At 49.4% G+C, this 19,997-nt stretch carries 16 protein-coding genes; 3 read left to right on the top strand and 13 right to left on the bottom strand.

Features of this window, described 5'->3' with window-relative positions:
• Nucleotides 1–368: 368 nt before the first annotated feature.
• The 3 genes from leuS to pyrF all read left to right on the top strand — a co-directional run bounded on the left by leuS (nucleotide 369) and on the right by pyrF (nucleotide 4,608).
• Nucleotides 369–2,843 (top strand): leucine--tRNA ligase, encoded by a 2,475-nt coding sequence (leuS, locus tag ACIS_RS03570; protein WP_041651554.1) that lies wholly within the window; start codon nucleotides 369–371, stop codon nucleotides 2,841–2,843.
• A gap of 300 nt (nucleotides 2,844–3,143) precedes the next feature.
• A complete protein-coding gene (locus tag ACIS_RS03565; protein WP_023386674.1) occupies nucleotides 3,144–3,932 on the top strand; it encodes a TatD family hydrolase in 789 nt (262 codons plus the stop codon).
• Nucleotides 3,922–4,608, top strand: a complete 687-nt coding sequence (gene pyrF / locus ACIS_RS03560) for an orotidine-5'-phosphate decarboxylase (protein ID WP_012880832.1) — start codon at nucleotides 3,922–3,924, stop codon at nucleotides 4,606–4,608. Before ACIS_RS03565 ends, pyrF begins: the two co-directional genes overlap by 11 nt.
• A gap of 92 nt (nucleotides 4,609–4,700) precedes the next feature.
• Here pyrF and ccmE read toward each other — a convergent pair whose 3' ends face one another.
• From ccmE to ACIS_RS03495, 13 genes are all read right to left on the bottom strand, one after another.
• Entirely contained in the window at nucleotides 4,701–5,123 is a 423-nt protein-coding gene (gene ccmE, locus ACIS_RS03555) for a cytochrome c maturation protein CcmE (protein WP_012880831.1), read from the bottom strand.
• The gene (locus ACIS_RS05595; protein ID WP_165775750.1) at nucleotides 5,107–5,244 is read right to left on the bottom strand and encodes a hypothetical protein; all 138 of its coding nucleotides are present in this window, start codon (nucleotides 5,242–5,244) and stop codon (nucleotides 5,107–5,109) included. Before ACIS_RS05595 ends, ccmE begins: the two co-directional genes overlap by 17 nt.
• Nucleotides 5,245–6,030: a 5'/3'-nucleotidase SurE gene (surE, locus tag ACIS_RS03550; protein ID WP_012880830.1), complete on the bottom strand. Its 786-nt coding sequence runs from the start codon at nucleotides 6,028–6,030 to the stop codon at nucleotides 5,245–5,247.
• Nucleotides 6,031–6,522: 492 nt separating this feature from the next.
• A complete protein-coding gene (locus ACIS_RS03540) occupies nucleotides 6,523–7,086 on the bottom strand; it encodes an NADH-quinone oxidoreductase subunit C (protein ID WP_012880829.1) in 564 nt (187 codons plus the stop codon).
• A gap of 5 nt (nucleotides 7,087–7,091) precedes the next feature.
• A complete protein-coding gene (locus ACIS_RS03535) occupies nucleotides 7,092–7,619 on the bottom strand; it encodes a NuoB/complex I 20 kDa subunit family protein (RefSeq protein WP_011114280.1) in 528 nt (175 codons plus the stop codon).
• Nucleotides 7,620–7,623: 4 nt separating this feature from the next.
• Complete coding sequence (ndhC, locus tag ACIS_RS03530; RefSeq protein ID WP_041651552.1) at nucleotides 7,624–7,989, bottom strand: NADH-quinone oxidoreductase subunit A; 366 nt, start codon at nucleotides 7,987–7,989, stop codon at nucleotides 7,624–7,626.
• A 476-nt stretch (nucleotides 7,990–8,465) separates the two neighbouring features.
• A complete protein-coding gene (gene uvrA / locus ACIS_RS03525; protein ID WP_012880827.1) occupies nucleotides 8,466–11,333 on the bottom strand; it encodes an excinuclease ABC subunit UvrA in 2,868 nt (955 codons plus the stop codon).
• 33 nt (nucleotides 11,334–11,366) lie between these two features.
• Nucleotides 11,367–11,888, bottom strand: coding sequence for a transcription antitermination factor NusB (nusB, locus tag ACIS_RS03520; RefSeq protein ID WP_012880826.1), 522 nt, complete (start codon nucleotides 11,886–11,888; stop codon nucleotides 11,367–11,369).
• 4 nt (nucleotides 11,889–11,892) lie between these two features.
• Entirely contained in the window at nucleotides 11,893–12,342 is a 450-nt protein-coding gene (locus tag ACIS_RS03515; RefSeq protein WP_012880825.1) for a 6,7-dimethyl-8-ribityllumazine synthase, read from the bottom strand.
• 38 nt (nucleotides 12,343–12,380) lie between these two features.
• Complete coding sequence (gene yidC, locus ACIS_RS03510; RefSeq protein WP_012880824.1) at nucleotides 12,381–14,099, bottom strand: membrane protein insertase YidC; 1,719 nt, start codon at nucleotides 14,097–14,099, stop codon at nucleotides 12,381–12,383.
• A gap of 319 nt (nucleotides 14,100–14,418) precedes the next feature.
• Nucleotides 14,419–15,270, bottom strand: a complete 852-nt coding sequence (gene pssA / locus ACIS_RS03505; RefSeq protein WP_012880823.1) for a CDP-diacylglycerol--serine O-phosphatidyltransferase — start codon at nucleotides 15,268–15,270, stop codon at nucleotides 14,419–14,421.
• Between the two features lie 60 nt (nucleotides 15,271–15,330).
• Complete coding sequence (locus ACIS_RS03500; RefSeq protein ID WP_012880822.1) at nucleotides 15,331–16,014, bottom strand: phosphatidylserine decarboxylase; 684 nt, start codon at nucleotides 16,012–16,014, stop codon at nucleotides 15,331–15,333.
• Nucleotides 16,015–16,293: 279 nt separating this feature from the next.
• Nucleotides 16,294–19,695 carry an FAD-dependent oxidoreductase gene (locus tag ACIS_RS03495; protein WP_012880821.1) on the bottom strand — a complete coding sequence of 1,134 codons (3,402 nt, stop codon included), beginning with the start codon at nucleotides 19,693–19,695 and terminating at the stop codon, nucleotides 16,294–16,296.
• Nucleotides 19,696–19,997: the final 302 nt, after the last annotated feature.

The raw sequence follows: 19,997 nt of genomic DNA, 5'->3' as shown, positions 1-19,997 counted from the left end.
TATCTTTTTGCGACTATTTTTATACAACGAGGGGCATATCAACAGCCGATCCGATGCTTATCTAACAACGCTGCGACTATAGCTTATGTAGAATGGTATCATATTTATATACAATTGATTAATTTTCTAATAAAGCATAGGTCAAACTTGTTGCGCCAAGCAAATCAGCCTCTGCTTAGGGTTGTGATTCTTATGACAGTTATATACTAACAGTGCACACACTTGTGCATGGCAAAGATGCATTCCGGCGTAGAGTTTGTATGCTATGGTTGCATATTTTTATATGTCAGGTTGTGATGTACTTAGTAGGCATAACGTTTATAATCTGAACGGCATGTTGATTTGTCAGCGGGTTGGAATTTTTTGGTATGGGTTATAACTTCAAGCTTGTCGAGCAAGAAATACAAAAGCGGTGGGATTTTAAAATTGCGGGGAATGATGGAATAAACTGCTATGTTTTGGGGATGTTTCCTTACCCCTCTGGAAATATCCACATGGGGCACATACGCAACTACGCAATTGGCGATGTGATCGCAAGGTACAAACGCGCGCATGGGCTCAAAGTTCTGCATCCCATAGGGTGGGATGCGTTTGGGCTTCCTGCAGAAAATGCTGCGCTGTCATACGGAGTCAACCCCGCGGTGTGGACCGAGCGCAATATAGAGTCTATGCGCAAGCAATTGAAATCTATTGGCATCTCGTACAATTGGGATAGAGAGATTGCCACCTGCAAGGAAGACTATTACAAACACGAGCAGGCTTTTTTTCTAGATTTCTTGCAGCACGGTCTGGCCTACCGTAAAGAATCCTGGGTAAATTGGGATCCGGTAGACAACACAGTACTGGCTAACGAACAGGTTGTAGACGGCAGGGGCTGGCGGTCTGGTGCAAAAATTGAGCGTCGAAAACTGTCCCAATGGTTTCTAAAAATTACCGATTTTGCCGACAGCCTGCTTGACGGGCTAAAAACCCTTGATGGCTGGCCGGAGAAGGTCAAGCTCATGCAAGAGCGGTGGATAGGCAAGACTGAGGGAGTTATTCTCGAGTTTGCAACCAGCTGTGGACAGAAACTGGAAGTATTTTCCACAATGCCGCATATGCTATTTGGGGCATCTTTTTGTGCAGTATCGGCCGAGCATCCTATATTACGGCATGTCACTGATGAGGACTTTTCTACGCGTGTGCGCGGCATTATTGAATGTTCAGGTGATGAGGAAAAGCAGAAAATTGGTGCAGATACCGGGCTTTTTGCTACGCACCCGCTTCTGGACCGTAAACTACCGATCTACGCTGCAAACTATGTGCTGTCAGAATACGGCACGGGTGCGGTTTTTGGGTGTCCTGCACACGATCAACGGGATTTTGAATTCGCGGTCGCGCATGGCCTCGACATATACCAGGTAGTATTTCCCGATGATGGTGTGCAATATGACCTGCAGAAGGAGGCTTATTCTGGGGATGGCACGTATAGGAACTCTGAATTTCTGAACGGCCTCAGAGTTGATGCAGCTCGGAATGCCATGATACAAAAACTAGAGTCTATGGGCGGCTGTAGGCGGGTTACGAACTACCGTTTGCATGATTGGGGCATATCCAGGCAGCGCTATTGGGGGTGCCCAATTCCGGTAGTACACTGCGAGAAGTGTGGTATAGTGCCGGTGGATAGGCAGGATCTGCCCATCTCTTTGCCCGAGGAGGTGGATTTTTCAAGGGGGGGGAATCCTCTAGATCATCATCCTACATGGAAGCATGTTCAATGCCCAAAATGCCAATCAAGCGCCCAGCGCGAGACAGATACTTTTGATACATTTTTTGAGTCATCCTGGTACTTTGCGGCGTTCTGTAGCGAGCAAGGAGGCATCAACGCAGCCGACTGCAACAAATTGCTGCCCGTAGACTATTATATAGGTGGAGTGGAGCATGCCGTATTACATTTACTTTACGCGAGATTTTTCTGCAGAGCACTCAAGAAATGTGGACATTTAGCGGTGGAGGAGCCTTTTCGCAATTTGATCACGCAGGGTATGGTTTGCCACTCCGTATATAGAGATGCAGCGGGGAACTACTTGTTTCCAGAGGACGCGCAACGCATGATCCGTGACGGCGAGGCCGTACAGCGCGGGAAAGTTGAAAAGATGAGCAAGTCGAAGAAAAATGTTGTGGATCCCAGCCACATCATAAAAAAATACGGGGCCGACACCGTGAGGTTATTTATGCTGTCTGACACTCCACCTGAGCGCGACATCGAGTGGTCAGATGTTGGGGTAGAGGGTGCATGGCGATACTTGGAGCGGTTATGGAGGTTGTTTGAGGACAATAGCTCCATAGGCGCAGATTTTGATACTGCTGACGTGAAAGCTGAAGACCGCGTCTATCTGTCAGGCATACACAAGCTTCTCCGGGGTCTAAGTGCGGATATGGAGCACTGCAGGCTCAACTGTGCGGTTGCCAAATTTAGGGAGATGAGCAACACGGTTTTTGAGATGGTAAAGTGTGGCGTGAGCCAGCAAGTAATCAATGAATCGGTATGTATTTTGCTCAGGGTGATGGAGCCATTTATTCCCCACATAGCCGAAAAGTTATGGGAGCGCATAGGAGGCGAAGGTATGTTATGTAACAGACAGTGGCCGTCTGCGCGAGAAGATTTGTTGACTGAAGATCTCGTCACGATTGCGGTGCAAGTGAATGGCAAGCTGTGTAGTACGCTTAAAGTGGGTGCCCAATGCGATGGCGAAGAGGTAAAAGCGGAGGCGCTGAAGGTTGCGCAGCGCAAGCTTGGTGATAAAGAAGTGCGCAACATTTACTTTGTGCCTGGCAGGGTTGTGAATATTGTGACGAAATAAAACCCGCCAAATTTCCGCATGGCCGTGCACGCTGGTTCTCAACCATTTGTGGTATGCGACTCAGGTTCTGAGCGATAATAAACGTGTCTTGCCGTATATGTGGGGGTAGAGTGCGACGCAAATGCGGCCGAAGTGCGTCACGCTACGTTGATGTTAATGCTACCAGCGAGCTTATGTGCACTGGCTTGCCGCACCAACCGGCTTGTTTAGATGGCCAACTGCGCGTTTTGCGAGGCGGAGCGGTGTTGTGTCTCTGTGGATACGTGTTAGAATACGGCAGCTCTTCGGCCGGGTTTGGATGTGATCGTAGATTCGCACTGCCACCTCAATCACTTTGATGATTCTGTGATACAAGATGTGGTGAAGCAGGCCACAGATGCCGGTGTGGCGCTCATGCAGACCGTTTGCACTACGCTGAGCGAATTCCCAACGCTGCTAAAAATTTCCAGTAACCATAAGCAGGTCTATGCGTCGGTGGGGGTGCATCCATGCAACTCCGCGGAAGGAGAGTCAGTTTCCGCTGAAGATTTGATCGAATTAGCTAGGGGGGAGAAAGTCATCGGGTTGGGAGAAACTGGGCTTGACTTTTATAGATGTGAGGATGGCGCGGACTGCCAGGAAAAAAATTTTGTGGCCCACATTTCCGCAGCGAGGGAGTTGGGTTTGCCGGTAATCATTCATTCCAGAAATGCCGATGCGAAAATGGCGGAGATTTGCGCCTCCGAAATGAGGGCAGGGGCGTTTAAGGGCGTGATGCATTGCTTCGCCTCGTCTATGGAGCTTGCGAGGAGCTCGCTGGATACCGGACTATATATATCGTTCTCCGGCATACTGACCTTTAAGAATGCCGCATCCCTCAGGGAGATCGCCAAGTTTGTGCCCAGGGACAGGGTCTTGGTGGAGACAGACTCTCCGTTTTTGTGTCCGGAGCCTCACCGAGGTAAAAAAAATTCCCCGGCAATGACGAAGCTTGTTGTAGAATGCTTGGCACAAATTTGGGGGGAGACTGTAGAGGTTGTGAGCGAGATTACCACCAAAAACTTCTTTGCACTTTTTGACAAGTGTTCACGTCACTACAATGCGCAGTAGTCCGATAATTTGTGCGCTGGATATGATGGATATCACCCGCGCACTTGAGGTGACTAAGGCGATATCCGGCAAGGTTGCCATGGTAAAATTGGGGCTGGAGTTCTTCACTGCATACGGTATTACTGGTGTGCGGCAGGTAATTGAGCTCGGCGTACCCGTGTTTCTTGACCTAAAGCTTCATGATATCCCAAATACGGTGGTTAGGGCCATACATTCGGTCAAAGACTTAAATATTGCCATGCTTACCATTCACGTGAGTGGGGGGAAGGACATGATGCGCGCCGCGGCTGATGCCTTGTCTGATACAAATATACTTCTTGCCGGGGTTACGGTTTTGACGAGCATTGGCGGCGATGACTTCATAGATTTCGGAATACATGAGTCTTTGGAATCTCACGTCATGAGGCTGGTAGGCCTGGCTGTGGATGCCGGGTTGCGAGCTGTGGTATGTTCTGCCCATGAAGTCGGTGTGATACGTGGCAGATATCCGGACATTACGCTTGTTGTTCCCGGAATTCGCTTTAATTCTGGAGTTGATGATCAAAAACGGACAAAAACACCCATGGATGCGCTGTCAGATGGAGCGAACTATTTAGTTGTTGGCCGTCCTGTGACCCAAAGCCCTGATCCATTAGCCGCGATTGACGAAATTCTCCGCTCTATAGGGGTGCACTGATTCTGCTTCGATTGCGACAATGTGTCCACAACGTGCCCGGGATGTTGTGGTCGCGGCCCATTTTGGGGCTTTTTGGCCGTATGGATGAATGTCTATTTCGGTTCAGGCAAGGCCTTTGGGATGGTATATTTTTTTGGCATATACTTTTCGTCATGCTTTGCCAACACCTCATCTGCCACAAACTTTCCATGTAGCAACCTTCCCTTTACCACCGCGCCTACGCCCTCTCCGAACAACGGGGGGAGCATTCCAGAGTAGACCACATTGAGCTCGGTTGTAAAATCCGTCAGATCGAATGATATGCTGTCGGTGCTTCTGGCTATACTGCCCTTGACCACCATGCCGCCCACCCTTACCGGTAGGTTAGACTCCCTCTGCGGGCCCGATAACAACTCGCTGGTGGTGTAGAAGAAGGATACGCTCTCTCGCAGTTCGGAAAGTATGAACAGCAGCGCGCATCCCGCAGCACAGAATGACGCGAGGACGAAAAGTAACCTCTTATGTTTCCTCTTCATTTTCCATTGTCATGACCTTCCTAAGCAGCCTTCTAACCCCGCAGTAGTCACTAACCAAAAACGCCGCGAAGAGAAACAATACGGCGAAGCCAAGCGAATACGCTAAGTACACTGGATACATCTATTGTAACCCACAATACTTATCTAGAATTGCGTGATCAGTCATACTGTGACCGACAGGGGTCACCACTATGTACCCTTGCTCCAAAAGTTGTGTGTCACTCGCATTATCATTACTATTCGGTGATCTCATGTCGTCAAATACGTACGATACACAGCGCCCGTCGCCACTTGTGATCTCGCGCCGTTCCATCGATGGCCCATCCCATTTTATATGACCATCGTCGCAGCTATGTCCGGCAAACTTGACTCCCTGCACATCCGAGTACGGAACATTTATGCTCATGACGCACTTCCCATGCCACATTGTATCGCGCAACAGCCGACTAACCAGAGCCATAACCGATTTTCTAGAATTCTGCCACGACGTTTCGACATTGTTGTCACAGCGCTTGCCATTGTATTGCTGGCTGATCGCAATTGCTGGAACGCCGATATCGAATGCGGCAGCAGCTGCAGCAATAGTGCCGGAGTACGGTACCGTGAACCCGGTATTGGCTCCGTAGTTGATGCCAGAGATCACCAAATCCGGCCGCTTACCCGTACTAGTCATCTCACATATACCAATCACCGCGCTGTCAGCGGGGGTGCCGTGCACCACAAATTCCCGTTCTCCCCTCATATGTGTTTTAATGGGAGTCCGAACGCTTAGTGCCCTGCTTGCAGCACTGCAATCGCGTGCAGGTGCAGACACCCACACCTCAGCGAAATGCCCAGACACGACATCCCTCAAAACCCGCATGCCTACGGAGTCAAAGCCATCGTCGTTTGTGAGTAATACTCTCATTCACAGTATAAATATCAAAAGCCCCCCAGTATAGCACGGATCATGTCCATGCGCTTTTTTTAATTCGGGGCTCCTCGACAATATTAGCATAAATGGTCCCGTGACAGATACGCTCTGTTTTGTTGGCTCGGCAGCATGATTTCCCAGGTGCGCGGCGTTCTTGGCACGGCATTCCGCGCGAGCAAACATCGGCCTATAACCCGCTGCACGGCAGAATGCACCCTACCGCCTACAGAAAGCTGAAGACAGATGCCCGTATGGTCTTTATTGTTCTACAGCACAAACGAGGCTGGGTGTATATGGCCGTAGTATGACGACAACACGGTGCCAGCTCATGGTGCGTGTACTATACACCCGGCCTAAGGCATACTCCCGTTGTACCTAGCGCAATCCCAAGCCTGCGCCGCTACACCCGATCCAAAACCGTACTGCCTCCCTCCATGCACCCTCAAGATGACCACGCGAGGCAGCTGTATGCGAGACAAGCAAGAATTATCTCTCCCCCTTCCACGGGGAAATAGCGTCAAAATTACGAAAGTCCTGCTGCAAATTCACTGGCTGATACACTACTTGCTTTTTTTGCAGGTCGTACCTAACCTCATCGTATCCGGTCAGAGGGAAATCTTTCAACATGGGGTGCCCAGTAAAGCCATAATCAGTCAGGATTCTCCGCAGATCTGGATGTCCGTCGAACACGATGCCGTACATATCGAACACCTCACGCTCGAACCACCCCGCGGCCCCGAACACCGAAGTAACGGATGGAACATTATGCCCCTCAACCAGAGGCACTTTACAGCATATTCTAGCATTAAACGCCACGCTCAGCAGCATATACACCACGTCAAACCTGGCCTCCCGGGCTTGATAATCTACGGCGAATATGTCGGTCAAAATTCTGAACTTGCTCTTCTCGTCATCCCGTAATGTGGTAATACACTTAAGTAAATCTCCGGCTTCCAGCCGGCATTCTAACACCCCGTCGTCCCTGACTGCAACCTCCCGCTTCAGGATCTTACCTACGCGCTCTGTTACATGTTTTACACTTTGCTGCATGGCCCCTACGCCCCCCTCACTCCGGGGTTACCCCTTATTATCTTCTGCTGCAAACACAAAATTCCATAAAGCAGTGCCTCCGCAGTTGGTGGACATCCTGGAACATAGATGTCTACGGGCACTATGCGATCACACCCACGGACGACTGAGTAAGAATAATGGTAATATCCGCCACCGTTGGCGCAACTCCCCATCGAAATGACGTACTTAGGTTCAGCCATCTGGTCATACACCCTGCGCAGTGCGGGTGCCATTTTGTTTGTCAAAGTTCCAGCGACTATCATAACGTCTGCCTGCCTGGGGCTGGCCCTGAACATAACGCCGTATCTGTCAAGATCATACCTGCTGGCCGCTGTGTGCATCATCTCAACCGCGCAGCAGGCGAGGCCGAACGTCATGGGCCATAACGACCCACTGCGGGACCACCGCACCACGCTGTCTACCAAATCAGAAAATTTGGTGACGACAAAGCCCCTATCCTTATAGCCCTGCCACAGCTCCTGCTCCAGAACTTGGTGTTGCTGGTTTTCCATGTCCTTACTCCCACTCAAGGGCACCAACGCCCCATTCGTAAACAAACCCCACAGCGAGCAGTCCTACAAAGCACACCATGGACCAGAACCCAAACGCGCCGATTGTACCCAGGCATACAGCCCACGGGAACAAAAACGCCACCTCAACATCGAACACGACAAACAGAATTGCTATGACGCAAAACTTTACGTCAAAGGAAGGAGACCCAGGCGCCCCATCCCGATCAAACCCGCACTCGTACGGAGATAACTTGCCGACACTCTCTCTTCTTTTGGCCAGAAAGGCAGGGAGCACAGCAAACACCGAAGACACCATCGCGGCGAGCACAATGAACAACAGGACTGAGGAATAACCACCGACGCTTTGCATGGCAACCCAAGCCACCCTAAGGATGATACCGCGGATTCTCGCAAATTTTTCTCTATGTGTCAATTTCCAATGACCATGGGGAATATGACGCGCAGTTCCATTTACTGGGATAGATAAACGCATTATTTGTGTATGCATCTAGTCCGCGTCGCACATTACTCCGGTTCCTGCGTGCACGGCGTCTTCCATTGCACGAGCTTCATGGGAGTAGGGCAGGAAGATTTGTGCAACGGCACCGGTGCAGTTGCACACACTCTGTGACTTTGGTGTTGCGCATTTCCGGGTTTTGTGAATATCTACCGCTGTCCGGTCTGCCATCATGGACCTACGACGGGACATAACTGTCCGTGCCAGTAGGTTGCCAGCTGCGCTACTGGTGCCTTGACTGTCAACCGTGGACAATGAATATACGCAAATATGGGGCTGCCAACGTGTCAACGCGTGGCACACACGCAACGTGTGTGGCGCAGTGTGGGCTAAGTATCCTGCAAGTACGGCACCAAGTACTGTGCTGTTATACTATCTGGGTAGCGCTTAACCAGTTCTGTGGGAGGGCCGAATGCCACAACGCTACCTCCCCTATCACCGCCCTCTGGGCCTACATCTATTATGTAATCTGCAGTTTTCACCACGTGCAGGTTATGCTCAATTACCACAACCGTATTTCCGAGTTTGGCTAGCATGTGTAAAATCTGCAGCAGGTTTTTCACATCAGAAATGTGCAAACCAGTTGTTGGCTCGTCAAGAATGTATAGCGTCCTTCCAGTGGAGCGCTTAGATAGCTCCTTTGAAAGCTTGACTCTTTGTGATTCACCCCCAGACAAGGTGGTGGAGGGTTGCCCTATCCGCACATAACCCATACCAACATCACGCAGGGAATTTAGCTTTTCTTTGATTAACGGAATCGCATTGAAACATTCCAGAGCTTCATCCACAGTCATACAAAGCACGTCTGCGATGGATTTGCCCTTGTAGGTAACATCCAGCGTCTCCCGGTTATACCTCAAGCCATGGCACTCTTCGCACTTTACGTACATGTCTGGTAAGAAATGCATTTCAATTCTTATGTATCCATCCCCCCTACATGTTTCGCACCTTCCGCCTTTGGCGTTGAAAGAGAACCTGCCCATGGTATAACCGCGCGACTTCGCTAGCGGGAGCCCAGCGAACCATGTCCGTATGTGCGCAAATAATCCGACATAAGTTGCCGGATTTGATGCCGGAGTTCGACCTATGGGGGACTGATCAATCTCAATCACCTTATCTATATTCTCCAAGCCGAGTATGGTATCACACTCCGTGTTTGGTCTTATGGTTCCCCCATCAACTCTGTGTAACGCGTACCTGTAAAGGGTGTCCCAAACTAAGCTCGATTTTCCACTTCCAGAGACTCCCGTAACGCAAGTGAAGCTGCCAATAGGGATTTTCACGTCCACATTTTGCAGATTGTTCTTCCTGGCACCCTTGATTTCTATCCAGCTCGTGAAAGATTTTTTGCCTTTCGGAGCGTCTATGCGGACCTCACCACTCAAATACTTCCCGGTCACGCTTTCGCTGCTTGCTGCTATATCTTGGGTTGTACCTTGCGCGACTATCTCTCCACCATTAATTCCTGCTCCAGGGCCGACATCTACTATATGGTCCGCGTTTAGCATCATCTCGTCATCATGCTCAATTACCACTACGGTGTTGCCCATGTCCCGCAAATTTTTCAATGTGTTGATTAGTAGCGCATTGTCACGCTGATGTAGCCCTATTGATGGTTCGTCGAGCACGTACAAAACTCCAGTAAGGCCCGAGCCAATCTGCGATGCCAATTTTATTCTTTGGCTTTCTCCTCCCGAAAGGGTCCTGGATTCACGATCTAAAGTTAGGTGGTTCAGCCCCACATTACTCAGAAATGTTAACCGCTTTACTACCTCTTCTAACAGCTTCGCGCAGACTGCATTCTCATACTCAGAGAGCTTGCTTGGCAGGCCCTCGCACCACGCTATTGCCTCATCTACCGAGAACGCGCACACTTCACCAATGTGCTTACAATCTATTTTTACTGATAGCGATTCTGGTGATAGTCTGAATCCCATGCAGTGTGGGCACGTATTCGAGACGGAATACCTCTCAGCAATCTTTTCAGCTACTATATTACTGCTGTCGTTGAGTAAACCCAATACACCCCTACTACCCGCTGGTTTTAGCGTGTGTGTTGGCAGCGTTCCTTCCTCGTTACCGAACAGGATTATATTTTGGAGTCCCACATCCATCTTGCACCACGGAACTGAGAGATCAATGGCGTGTTTTTTTGCAATTAGTGCTATCTCATGTGCGCATTGGTGTGCAAAGCTAGATCCATGGTAGGTGGTTACGGGTAGTCTTATAGGCCCCATAGGGTCAATTGCTCCTTCGAATATTGATAGCTCGGTATTGGGAACGACAAGATTGATATCTATCGCGTGGTTTCTACCCAGACCCAGACAATGCTTGCATGCCCCGCAAACCGTGTTGAAGGAAAACAACCGGGGCTCAACTTCCCCAACGTGAAACCCGCTTTCTGGGCAAATGAAATGCTCCGAAAACACCAAAATCTGCTCAGGTTGGTATTCTTGTGCGGTGTAACCCTGCGGGAGCGATACTATTTCAACATGCATTATCCCCTTACCGAGCAACAGCGCATTTTCCACACTACTTGGTATTCTGTTCGATTTTTCCTGAGTAATAGCTATCCTGTCTACTACTACGTAAATTTTATGCGTGCTATCCCACTGTAGCGGCGGTATCTCGTTTATGTCGTATATTTTGTCATCAATCTTGACGCGCGCATAACCGAGCTTTCTAATCTCAGCTATTGATTTCAAGTACTCACCGCTGTTTGCCTGGGTGATGGGGGCTAACACGTGTAACTTGGTGCCAACTGGTAATCCGGCAATTTCTTGAGCAATTCTGGATGCGGACAACCTTGATATTGGTTTGCCAGTGGCTGGGGAATGTGGAACGCCAATTCTGGCGTACATTAGTCTGAGGTAGTCATGAATTTCTGTTACTGTGGAGACAGTAGATCTTGGATTTTTGTGGCAGTGTTTTTGGCTTACGGATATTGCGGGTGACAGCCCGTCAATGTGATCGACATCGGGCTTAGCGTGCAAATTCAAAAACTGTCTCGCATAGGGAGATAGGCTTTCCACATATCGCCGCTGCCCCTCTGCGTATAAAGTATCAAACGCTAGACTAGACTTGCCAGAGCCGCTGACTCCTGTAATAACTATCAACTTGTTTTTGGGGAGATCCAAATCTACATTCTTAAGATTATGCTGTCTGGCCCCTCGGATGCTTATCACTCCACCAGACACGACCGGTTACACCTGCTTGCTATAGGGACTAAACTAACAACTTTTTGGTAGCAGCGCAACCCCGTTGGAGACGAGATCTTGCACCTCCGCACCGCGCCCAAGACGCACTACCTTGGCTTTGTTGAGTATTGCGTTGACGAAATCGACCTCTGCATCCTCTAACGCGTAAGATGCGATATCAACATACTCGTTTATTACAACGCTCTCATTGGTGTTGAAACACAGTAGTTCGCATATGCCGGCCCTCATGACGGATAGGCTAATCAGGTTTATCCTGTCCATAGTCCACTTTTTGCTAATGTGTTCAGAGATTATGGCGTCAATTTCCGAATACTTAGAGAGCATAGACCCAAGAATCTTGGTCAACAATCTCTTGTCCACTCTCCCTAAGCCGAGAACGTCGCGCATTTCACACAGATGCTCCAACAGTTCGTCCAAGTCCTCTGTTGAGTAGGAGGAGAACATCATAGAATACGCGCCCTGAACTGCGAGAAACCTAGCAGAGGTCTTGCCGGAATACCAGGGAAGATTATCGGATTCGCTGCCTACCCCCATACACCTACCCGAGAAACCTCTTGTACAACTCTATCATTCTCAGCACGGCCGCGGCCGCGCCACCACCGATGTCTTTACCGTTTGGGTCCGCCCTTTCCATGGCAAGCTCCATGCTGTCAGAGGTTATGATCCCAAAGCCCAGAGGCACCGCATGCTGCACTGCAATGTCTCCCAGGGAAGCCGACACGGAGGATGAGATAACATTATGGTGGTTGGTTGCTCCTTTGACAATACATCCGAGTGCTATATAGCCATCATAGCGCTCCTTATCACCCATAATTGCGAACGAGATTGCTGCGGGAACTTCAAAAGCTCCGGGTACAGCTACTATCTCATGCTTTACACTAGCCGCACCATAGGACCGCAGCTTTGCTGCTGCGCCATCTACCATCAGCCTAGATATTTCGGGGTAAAAATCCCCCACGGCTATCAAAACATTCAGGCTCTTCTGCATGCCACCCCCATATGCATTTTCGACACTACCCTCCCTCTTTACGCGGAATTGTTGACTAGATCTCTTCTATCAAAAATAAAGCGGCGCACAAACAACTGCTGCAGAATGGTGATCACGTTGCTGCAGATCCAGTAAAGTACCAGCCCGGCCGGGAAGGAAGAAAATATGAAGACAAAGACATAGGGCAGAAACTTCATGATACCGTAAGGGTCATGAGCAGCCTGATCTTGTTGATTGAGTTTCTGTTGTAGCACCATGGTTACGCCCAGTATGATGGGCAGCACCCCTATACACACCGGTGGATCAAACTGTAATAGCCCAAACAGGTTCAGGAGATTTGCCGTATCCTGGCTTGACAGATCCTGTATCCAGGCGCAGAGCGGAGCATGCCTCATCTCTATGGTGACGAACAGGACCTTATACAGGGCAAAAAACACCGGTATTTGCACTAGTATTGGAAGAAACCCGGATACCGGGCTGACGCCGTGCTTTCTAAACAACGAAGAGATCTCTTTGCCGATTCTGACATCATCGGTCTTATACAGCTCCTTAATTCTAGAGATTTCGGGTTGCAGCTTCTTCAGCTTGAACATAGAAACGTACGACTTACTGGCGAGAGGGAAGACCACAAGCTTTATGGAGATAGTGAGCATGATAATCGCCAGGCCGAAATTCCCGACAACCTTGTGAAAGTACTGTAATAACCGGAACACCGGCTTTGTAATGAAGTACAATATTCCAAAATCCACAGCCTTATCGAACAGCGGTATGTTGAGCTTGCTACGGTAATCGTCCAGTACTGCCAGCTCCTTAGCACCTATGAAAAGCTGTGTTGTGGCCTCAGCTTTCCCGCCAGCCGGAACAAGGCCGTAAGATCTGCTGAAATCCACTTGAAAATGGTCAACGTCATCTCTGGGAATGTGCTTGGCGCGGAAAGCCAGCTTTCCACCGCCTGATGAAGGCACCAAGGCTGCAAACCAGTATTTGTCCGCCAGGCCAATCCAATGACTTCCCGCGACCTCGTGGGCAGCAACTCTGATGCTATTCTCTTTTTGTAGATCTTTGTAAGTCCATTCCTGGAGGCCACGGCCAAAACTCCCTATGGCACCCTCATGGGATATCCAGTACGACTTTCCATCCGGAGCATGTGCCTTGTTTATTCTCCCGTAATATGCCAGATGCAAATCCTCTCCAGTGGAGTTTTCCACCTCTTGGGAGACGCTGAACATATATGCTCTGTCTAAGGAGAATTTTAGTCTGAAGACCAGCCCTTGTCCGTTATCCCAGCGGAGGGTAGTGTGGCTCTCACCATCACCATCAGCTGCAGAATTCTGCTCAACCTCCCACAACGTGCTCTTGTCGGGCACCTTTACGCTGTGTTTAGGGTCAATCCACCCAAATTCGACTATGGAATCCTCCTGCGTGCCTTCCGGCGACATAAGCACTACATTTTCGGAGTGTTTATCTGTACTAACCTGATATTTTTTGAGTGAAACATCGTCTACCAGGGCGCCTTTGAGAGATATAGAGGCGAGAACATTGGAGTTGCCCAGCCCAACGCGTGGCACCGAATTTACCGCATCAGCTCTTGGCCTGTATTCTGCAACATCCACCACTTCAGGGATCAGCGATTCCGAAGCTACCTCCCTTTGTTGGGGAGATTCTTTGGTTAACACCTTATCATACACAAACCTCCACCCCACCATAACAGCGACAGAGGCCACTACAGCGAGCACCAAATTACGAGCTTCTGACATATACCAAACAATAACAGGCTGCACCGGCGATCTGCCCACATCTTGTTAAGAGCATCACAACCGAAGGATCGAGGCTAACATATAAAGCATCATAAGGCAATACGGATCTGCCGGGGTTTATACAACAGCCCAACCAAAGTTGCTTACAGAATTTGCTGGCGAGAAAACAACTTGCTGTTTACTGTGACAACCCACGCACATGCCGGCCGTTAGCTTGACCATGGTTGCCAAAACGCCAAGACTACAAGTTTACGTGGACTGTGCGGCACAGAACCGCACGGCGCGTAGCTCAGTTGACATGCAGAAATGAGGCCTGCAGTTATGGCTGCTGTTTTTTACCTGTCTCCGCAGTGTTGGCGGCTTTGCGCACCTTAGCCATTTTTGCTGCGGTACTGCGCGTATTTATGTACGCATAATACGCGCTACCTATTGGTATGGAGACAAAGTACAACGCGCCCATTAAGGGAAGCATGACCCACGGGTTTGTAATTGTGAGTACCATCAATACGGCAAGGAGCGTGACCAACATGTAGAACCACCGCCGTGGGATATTATGGTGCTTTGCAGAAATAGTTGGGATGTTGCTCACAGACAAAAACGCGACAAAAGCCAGATATGCGGAGACTGTGTTTTTGTTTAGTATTTTATCTGATACCCATCGCACATCCCCGTCGTAGAATGTCAGCATGACCGGAATCAGTGACAACAACGCGCCTATTGGGGCAGGGACTCCGACAAAGAAGCATTTCTTCCAGTCCTCTCTCTCGTCTTCGTCGTATAGCGAAACATTAAACCGCGCAAGCCTTATAGACATGCACACAACAAATATCATGACAAGGACCCACCCGACCACGCGCATGCTGTATAGTAGCCAAAAGTACAACAAAAACGCCGGGGCAACCCCGAAACTCAAGAAGTCAGCGAAAGAGTCAAGCTGCGCGCCAAAAGTTGTGGCCGAATTCAGCATTCTGGCTACCCTACCGTCGAGGCCGTCTATCAGCGCGGCAACCACGATGAAGATTACGGCCGGCTCCCACTGCCCAGCGAATGTGTACCTTATGGAAGTGAGCCCAGAGCAAAGGCCCAGCATAGTCACCATGCTGGGCAGCAATCTTGTTATTGACGGGGAGCCGTGACCAGCCCTCTTCTCCCTAGCTCCGTCACTACTCATCAGATGGTGACCGCAAACTTGCAGGTAGCGAGACTAGCACAAATGTGTGCTGCGGGCAATCTATACCTTATCGAAAGTCAGGTCCTTATGAACAGTAGCCATATCAGCATCAAGTGAGGCGATTATTGTCTCTCCACCCACTACCGTATGACCCTCCGCCACGGATACTGGCATCCCCGCGGGGATGTAAATGTTCATTCTGCTTCCAAACCTGATAATTCCCATTCTCGAACCAAGTTTTGCAGCTTTTCCGGACTCCAGATCGCACACTATCCTACGTGCCAGCACCCCGGCAATCTGCTCTACCACTATACAATGCCCACCTACGGATGACTCAATCACCGCTCTTACCCGCTCATTCTCATTTACTGCTCCACCCGAACCTGCAGAGGAGAAGCTGCCGGGCCGGTGCTCAACGGACTTGACCATTCCAGAAACAGGTACGCGATTAACGTGCACGTCAAACAGACTGAGAAAGATGCTTATTCTGGTTACTGCCTTGCCATCGTTCAAGGGAGACTCGACCTCCACAATTGAAGTAACAACCCCGTCTGCTGGACTAACTACCAATGCGTCATTTAACGGTATGACGCGTATGGGATCGCGGAAAAAGTAAGCACACAGCGCAGTTATCATTGCGAAAATCACGCCCAAGCTTGAAGAGAGCGCGAAGCCAATACACGAACAAAGAAAGGCCAAGCATATGAATGGATACCCATGCCTGTGAATACTAGGAAAACTCATGTACACTACTACATACCGCAAATAACTCAGATAGATATTAAGGGGTTATTACAAGGATTGCAATTTCTCTGTGCCCAACCATACGTAATTTAAATACCTCACTATTAACACATAGTGGATACAAATTGTGAATCTCTGTTGCATGCAATCACCATTAGATGAAATTACTGCTTTACACAACTATAAATACTGTAAAACGCGCTACGGTGACGGTTTTCAAACTCATGAACCTGGTGGGTGCACCACGTGCCTGCTGCAGGTAAGGTGGGAGCGGCCTAGTTACTGTTTTTCTGTGCGGTTATCAACCCATAAGGATGTACATCTCTCGAGAACGCTGTTCTGCTGTAGCCTGCTGCGTAGAAATTCAAAATCTACCGCGTTGGCGCACTGGTCCTGGTTTACACAGCTGTAAACAAAGCTTTCCTCACCAGTTGATGGACTAATATGGCGCTGGATGCACTGTCCGCATATTCCCCCCATCATGCACTGCATTGGAGAATTTATTGAGGCCACAATCTTTATTTGCTCTTTAAAACAGGATCGCAACTTTCCTCTCACTGCACTGGAAATTGCGGACATCATGCCGCTGGATCCTACCATGATTATTCTGTCGACTGATTGTAATTTTATCGTAGAGTTTTTTGCGGCGCTATAAGCCTGTATCGCGTCTATAATGTTTCCATGGTGCGATATGTCCTCCGGCCGTTCGTGCTTGATGGCGCCGTCCTCACAGCACCACACGGTGGTGTGCGATGCTGCTTCTATAGAGCGCATTCCGAAAACGCTTTCGAGGCTTCTGTAGCCGGCAAAATACAAAACCTTGCATCCATTTGCTATCAATGCTTTGCCGACTGCAAACAGCACCGCGTTTCCCACACCACCACCTACCAACATCACGTTCTCGTCACTTGGTATTTCGGTCGGAGTGCCTACGGGCCCCATCAAGCTTACTAACTGTCCATCACGCAGTTGGCTGCATAACTTCGAAGACCCCCCCACATCAAGCACCACGACGGTTATTGTGCCATTTTCCTTATCCACAGAAGCCCCGGTCACTGCCACTCCTTCCATCAGAAGCTGTGTATGTTTGGCGTACGGATGGGCGCTACCGAAGTTTTGCAACCTATAAAACTGCCCAGGTTTAAATTTGCGCGCCGCAATGGGAGAGTGTATTGTCAGTTCGACTATATTCCGCGCCGGATAGGTAACAGAGGTTACGTGTGATGAGAAGCACCCACGGACCGACTCCAAAAACATCTCGCTGCTACAGTGTTTGGGGCCCCTCTCCAGCGCCTGTGTTACCAGTTGATACCCGTTTTTTGCGCTTGCTAGTGCCTTGACCACGCTACCTTTATAATAGGGATGCAGGTCTCCGAAGGCGCTTATTGTTTTATCGCGGTAGATAAAAAAGCTTTGCTCATCTAATGATGCGGTTTCTAGGTGATGCCCTGCTTTGCAACCCATTGCATCCTTTGTTGGTCTGAAGAGGATGTTACGCTCTTCCAATACGTGGTGCCCCTCGTGCGTACCTACCGCGATTATGGCGCTTCTTGCCGCAATGTGCCTCTCTTTGCCTTCTGCGTCTTTTACCGCAATGTTGGAAACGTGGCCGTACTCGTCTAGCATTATTTCGCTTGGCTGCATACTTTCGGCAAAATACACTCCTTCGGATAGGGCATGTTCGAGCTCTGCACTGTTCAATTTGTATGCGATGGAGGAATTCAGGCTTTTGCGGTAGATAATTGTTACTCCCCCCCAGGCTTGTAGAAGTGGCAGAAAATCTGGCTGCCTTTTTTCTTGTTGCGCCTTTGTTCTCTCTGACCTAATTTCGCGCGCGTGGCTTAGGAATTCGTGGGCAATTGCCCGTTCTTCCTCGCCCCAGCTGCCCTCTACTGCATCTTTGCCCAGCTTTTTTACGAGAGCCTCATACTTTACTAAAAAGTGTTCGACCTGCACTGGGTAGTATGCGAGTAATTCGGTTGCTGCGTCTACTGCGGTCAATCCACCGCCAATTACTACCGCTGGAAGCCTAATTTGCAGGTTAGTCAGAGAGCTAAACTGCGTCGCATTGCCCAGGTGTAATGACATAAGAAAGGCAGATGCCGTCATTACTCCTTTCGCAAGCATATTCCCCATTTGCGGAATTCTGGGTGAGCCGGCGCCCGTAGCAAGAGCGATGTGATGAAAGCCCATGGCGAACGCATCTTCAACTTCTATAGTGCCACCCAGCCGCACTCCGCCGTACATGGCGAAATTTTTTCTCCTTTCAAGAAGCAGCCTTGCAACTTTGAGATAATTCTTGTTCCATCGGGCTGTAATTCCGTATTCAGATACCCCCCCAAAGCCGTATGATGGCCTATCATCCAGGTTTTCAAATAACTCACTCTTGGCATCTTTGACCAAATCGAAGTCGCATTTTTGGTTTGTTGCCGTGATGCCCGAAAGACGCTCCGGCAGCGCCTCAATTTTTAGTCCATCAATTGCCACCACGTTATGCCCTTCATTAAGTAGGTAATGGGATAAACCAATACCGGCGGGACCAAGGCCTACAACCAGGACATTTTTCCCGGTGGAGTGCTTAGGCAGCACATTTGTGAAGGAAAGTGGATTCCACCTGGTAAACAAAGAATATATCTCGAACCCGTAGCTGAGATTTAGCACACTATCTAATATATGAGTTTCTATGTATGGGACGTCCACGGGTTGCTGCTTTTGGTATATGCATGAACGCATGCAGTCGTTACAAATGCGGTGCCCAGTCAGCACGCACATAGGATTATCCACCACAACAACTGCAAGTGGCGCCACGATGAGCCCTTGTGCCCTTAAAAGTATTGCCTCGGAGACTTTCACCCTAACTGGGCATCCGCCCATAGGAATGCCGAGCTCGGAGGCCTTCACATTTCCCAGCTTGTCCACAATACCCTTAGAACAGCTGTCGCGTTTTTGTTTATGGCACGTAATGCAGTAGTGCACCTCGCTCAGCGCACATTCGGGTGATGGCGGCTTCGCTATGTTAAAGCCCTCTCTTGCCGTGGAGGTCTTTGCTGTAATTAAATTTAGCCCGAATTTCTGTACCGTGTTTACGGGAATTAGGTTGTTGAAATCCGTCTTGCTTGGTACATGAAACAGCGTGGACTCGCTACCCAAGTGCACCATGTATGCAGCATATTTTGCCGCTACGTCCAGCTGAGGCTCGTACTTTTCTGGCTCTTCCAACCATAGATTCACTTGCTGTGCAAAGCTATACTCTTCAACCGGAATGCTGAAAAATTCTGACAGCGCGTCTGTTATTGTGGTTAAGTTCAACCCTTCCGGGCTACCGTATTTTTTTAATGCATAACGGTGTACGAATGTCCTTTTGCATTTGTGCAGAGCTAGGGATTTTGTGTGGAGCTCCCAATCCCGCCCCATTTCCGCCTCTATGCCGAACAGCTGCGCTATGAATTGTTCCAGTACATATGCCAGCTCTATTATGATTTCCGAGCTCCCGATGCCTTTACTACGCGCGCCTATCAGCTGCTCAAACAATGTGAAGCTGTGCTTTTTTACTGCATTGAGAAACAATCTATCCAACCTTTCCAGGCCCGCGCGGGAGTATAAGCCTTCTTGGCTCACCACACTCACACACCTGGAATTGTCTATCGTATCTGCGGGAATCTGCCCGTCCACTGCACACATGTGCTCTCTCGGAAAATAATAACCGTGCGTCTACCGCAACAAAATGCGTCCGCGTGCCACAGATGCAGACCACCCAGCCGGCAAACACACCGGGGTGAGTGCACCTTAATAATAGTGCGTTTTGCGGACAAGCTGAGCCAAGTATATGCTATTGTGCCTGGTATTCCAAGTGGTTGCCGTTAGTGCCTGCGGCATCCAGTCCCTATGGCTGGTGTTTTTGTGGTATTCGGATTTATGGTTAGATAGGTAATTAGCCGTGCCTCTTACATTAATTGTTGTGAATGAAATACAGCGCGATCACT

Source organism: Anaplasma centrale str. Israel, assembly GCF_000024505.1.
Taxonomy (GTDB): domain Bacteria; phylum Pseudomonadota; class Alphaproteobacteria; order Rickettsiales; family Anaplasmataceae; genus Anaplasma; species Anaplasma centrale.
Note: the sequence above shows the minus strand (reverse complement) of the source record. Positions and strands in the feature narration are given on the sequence as shown.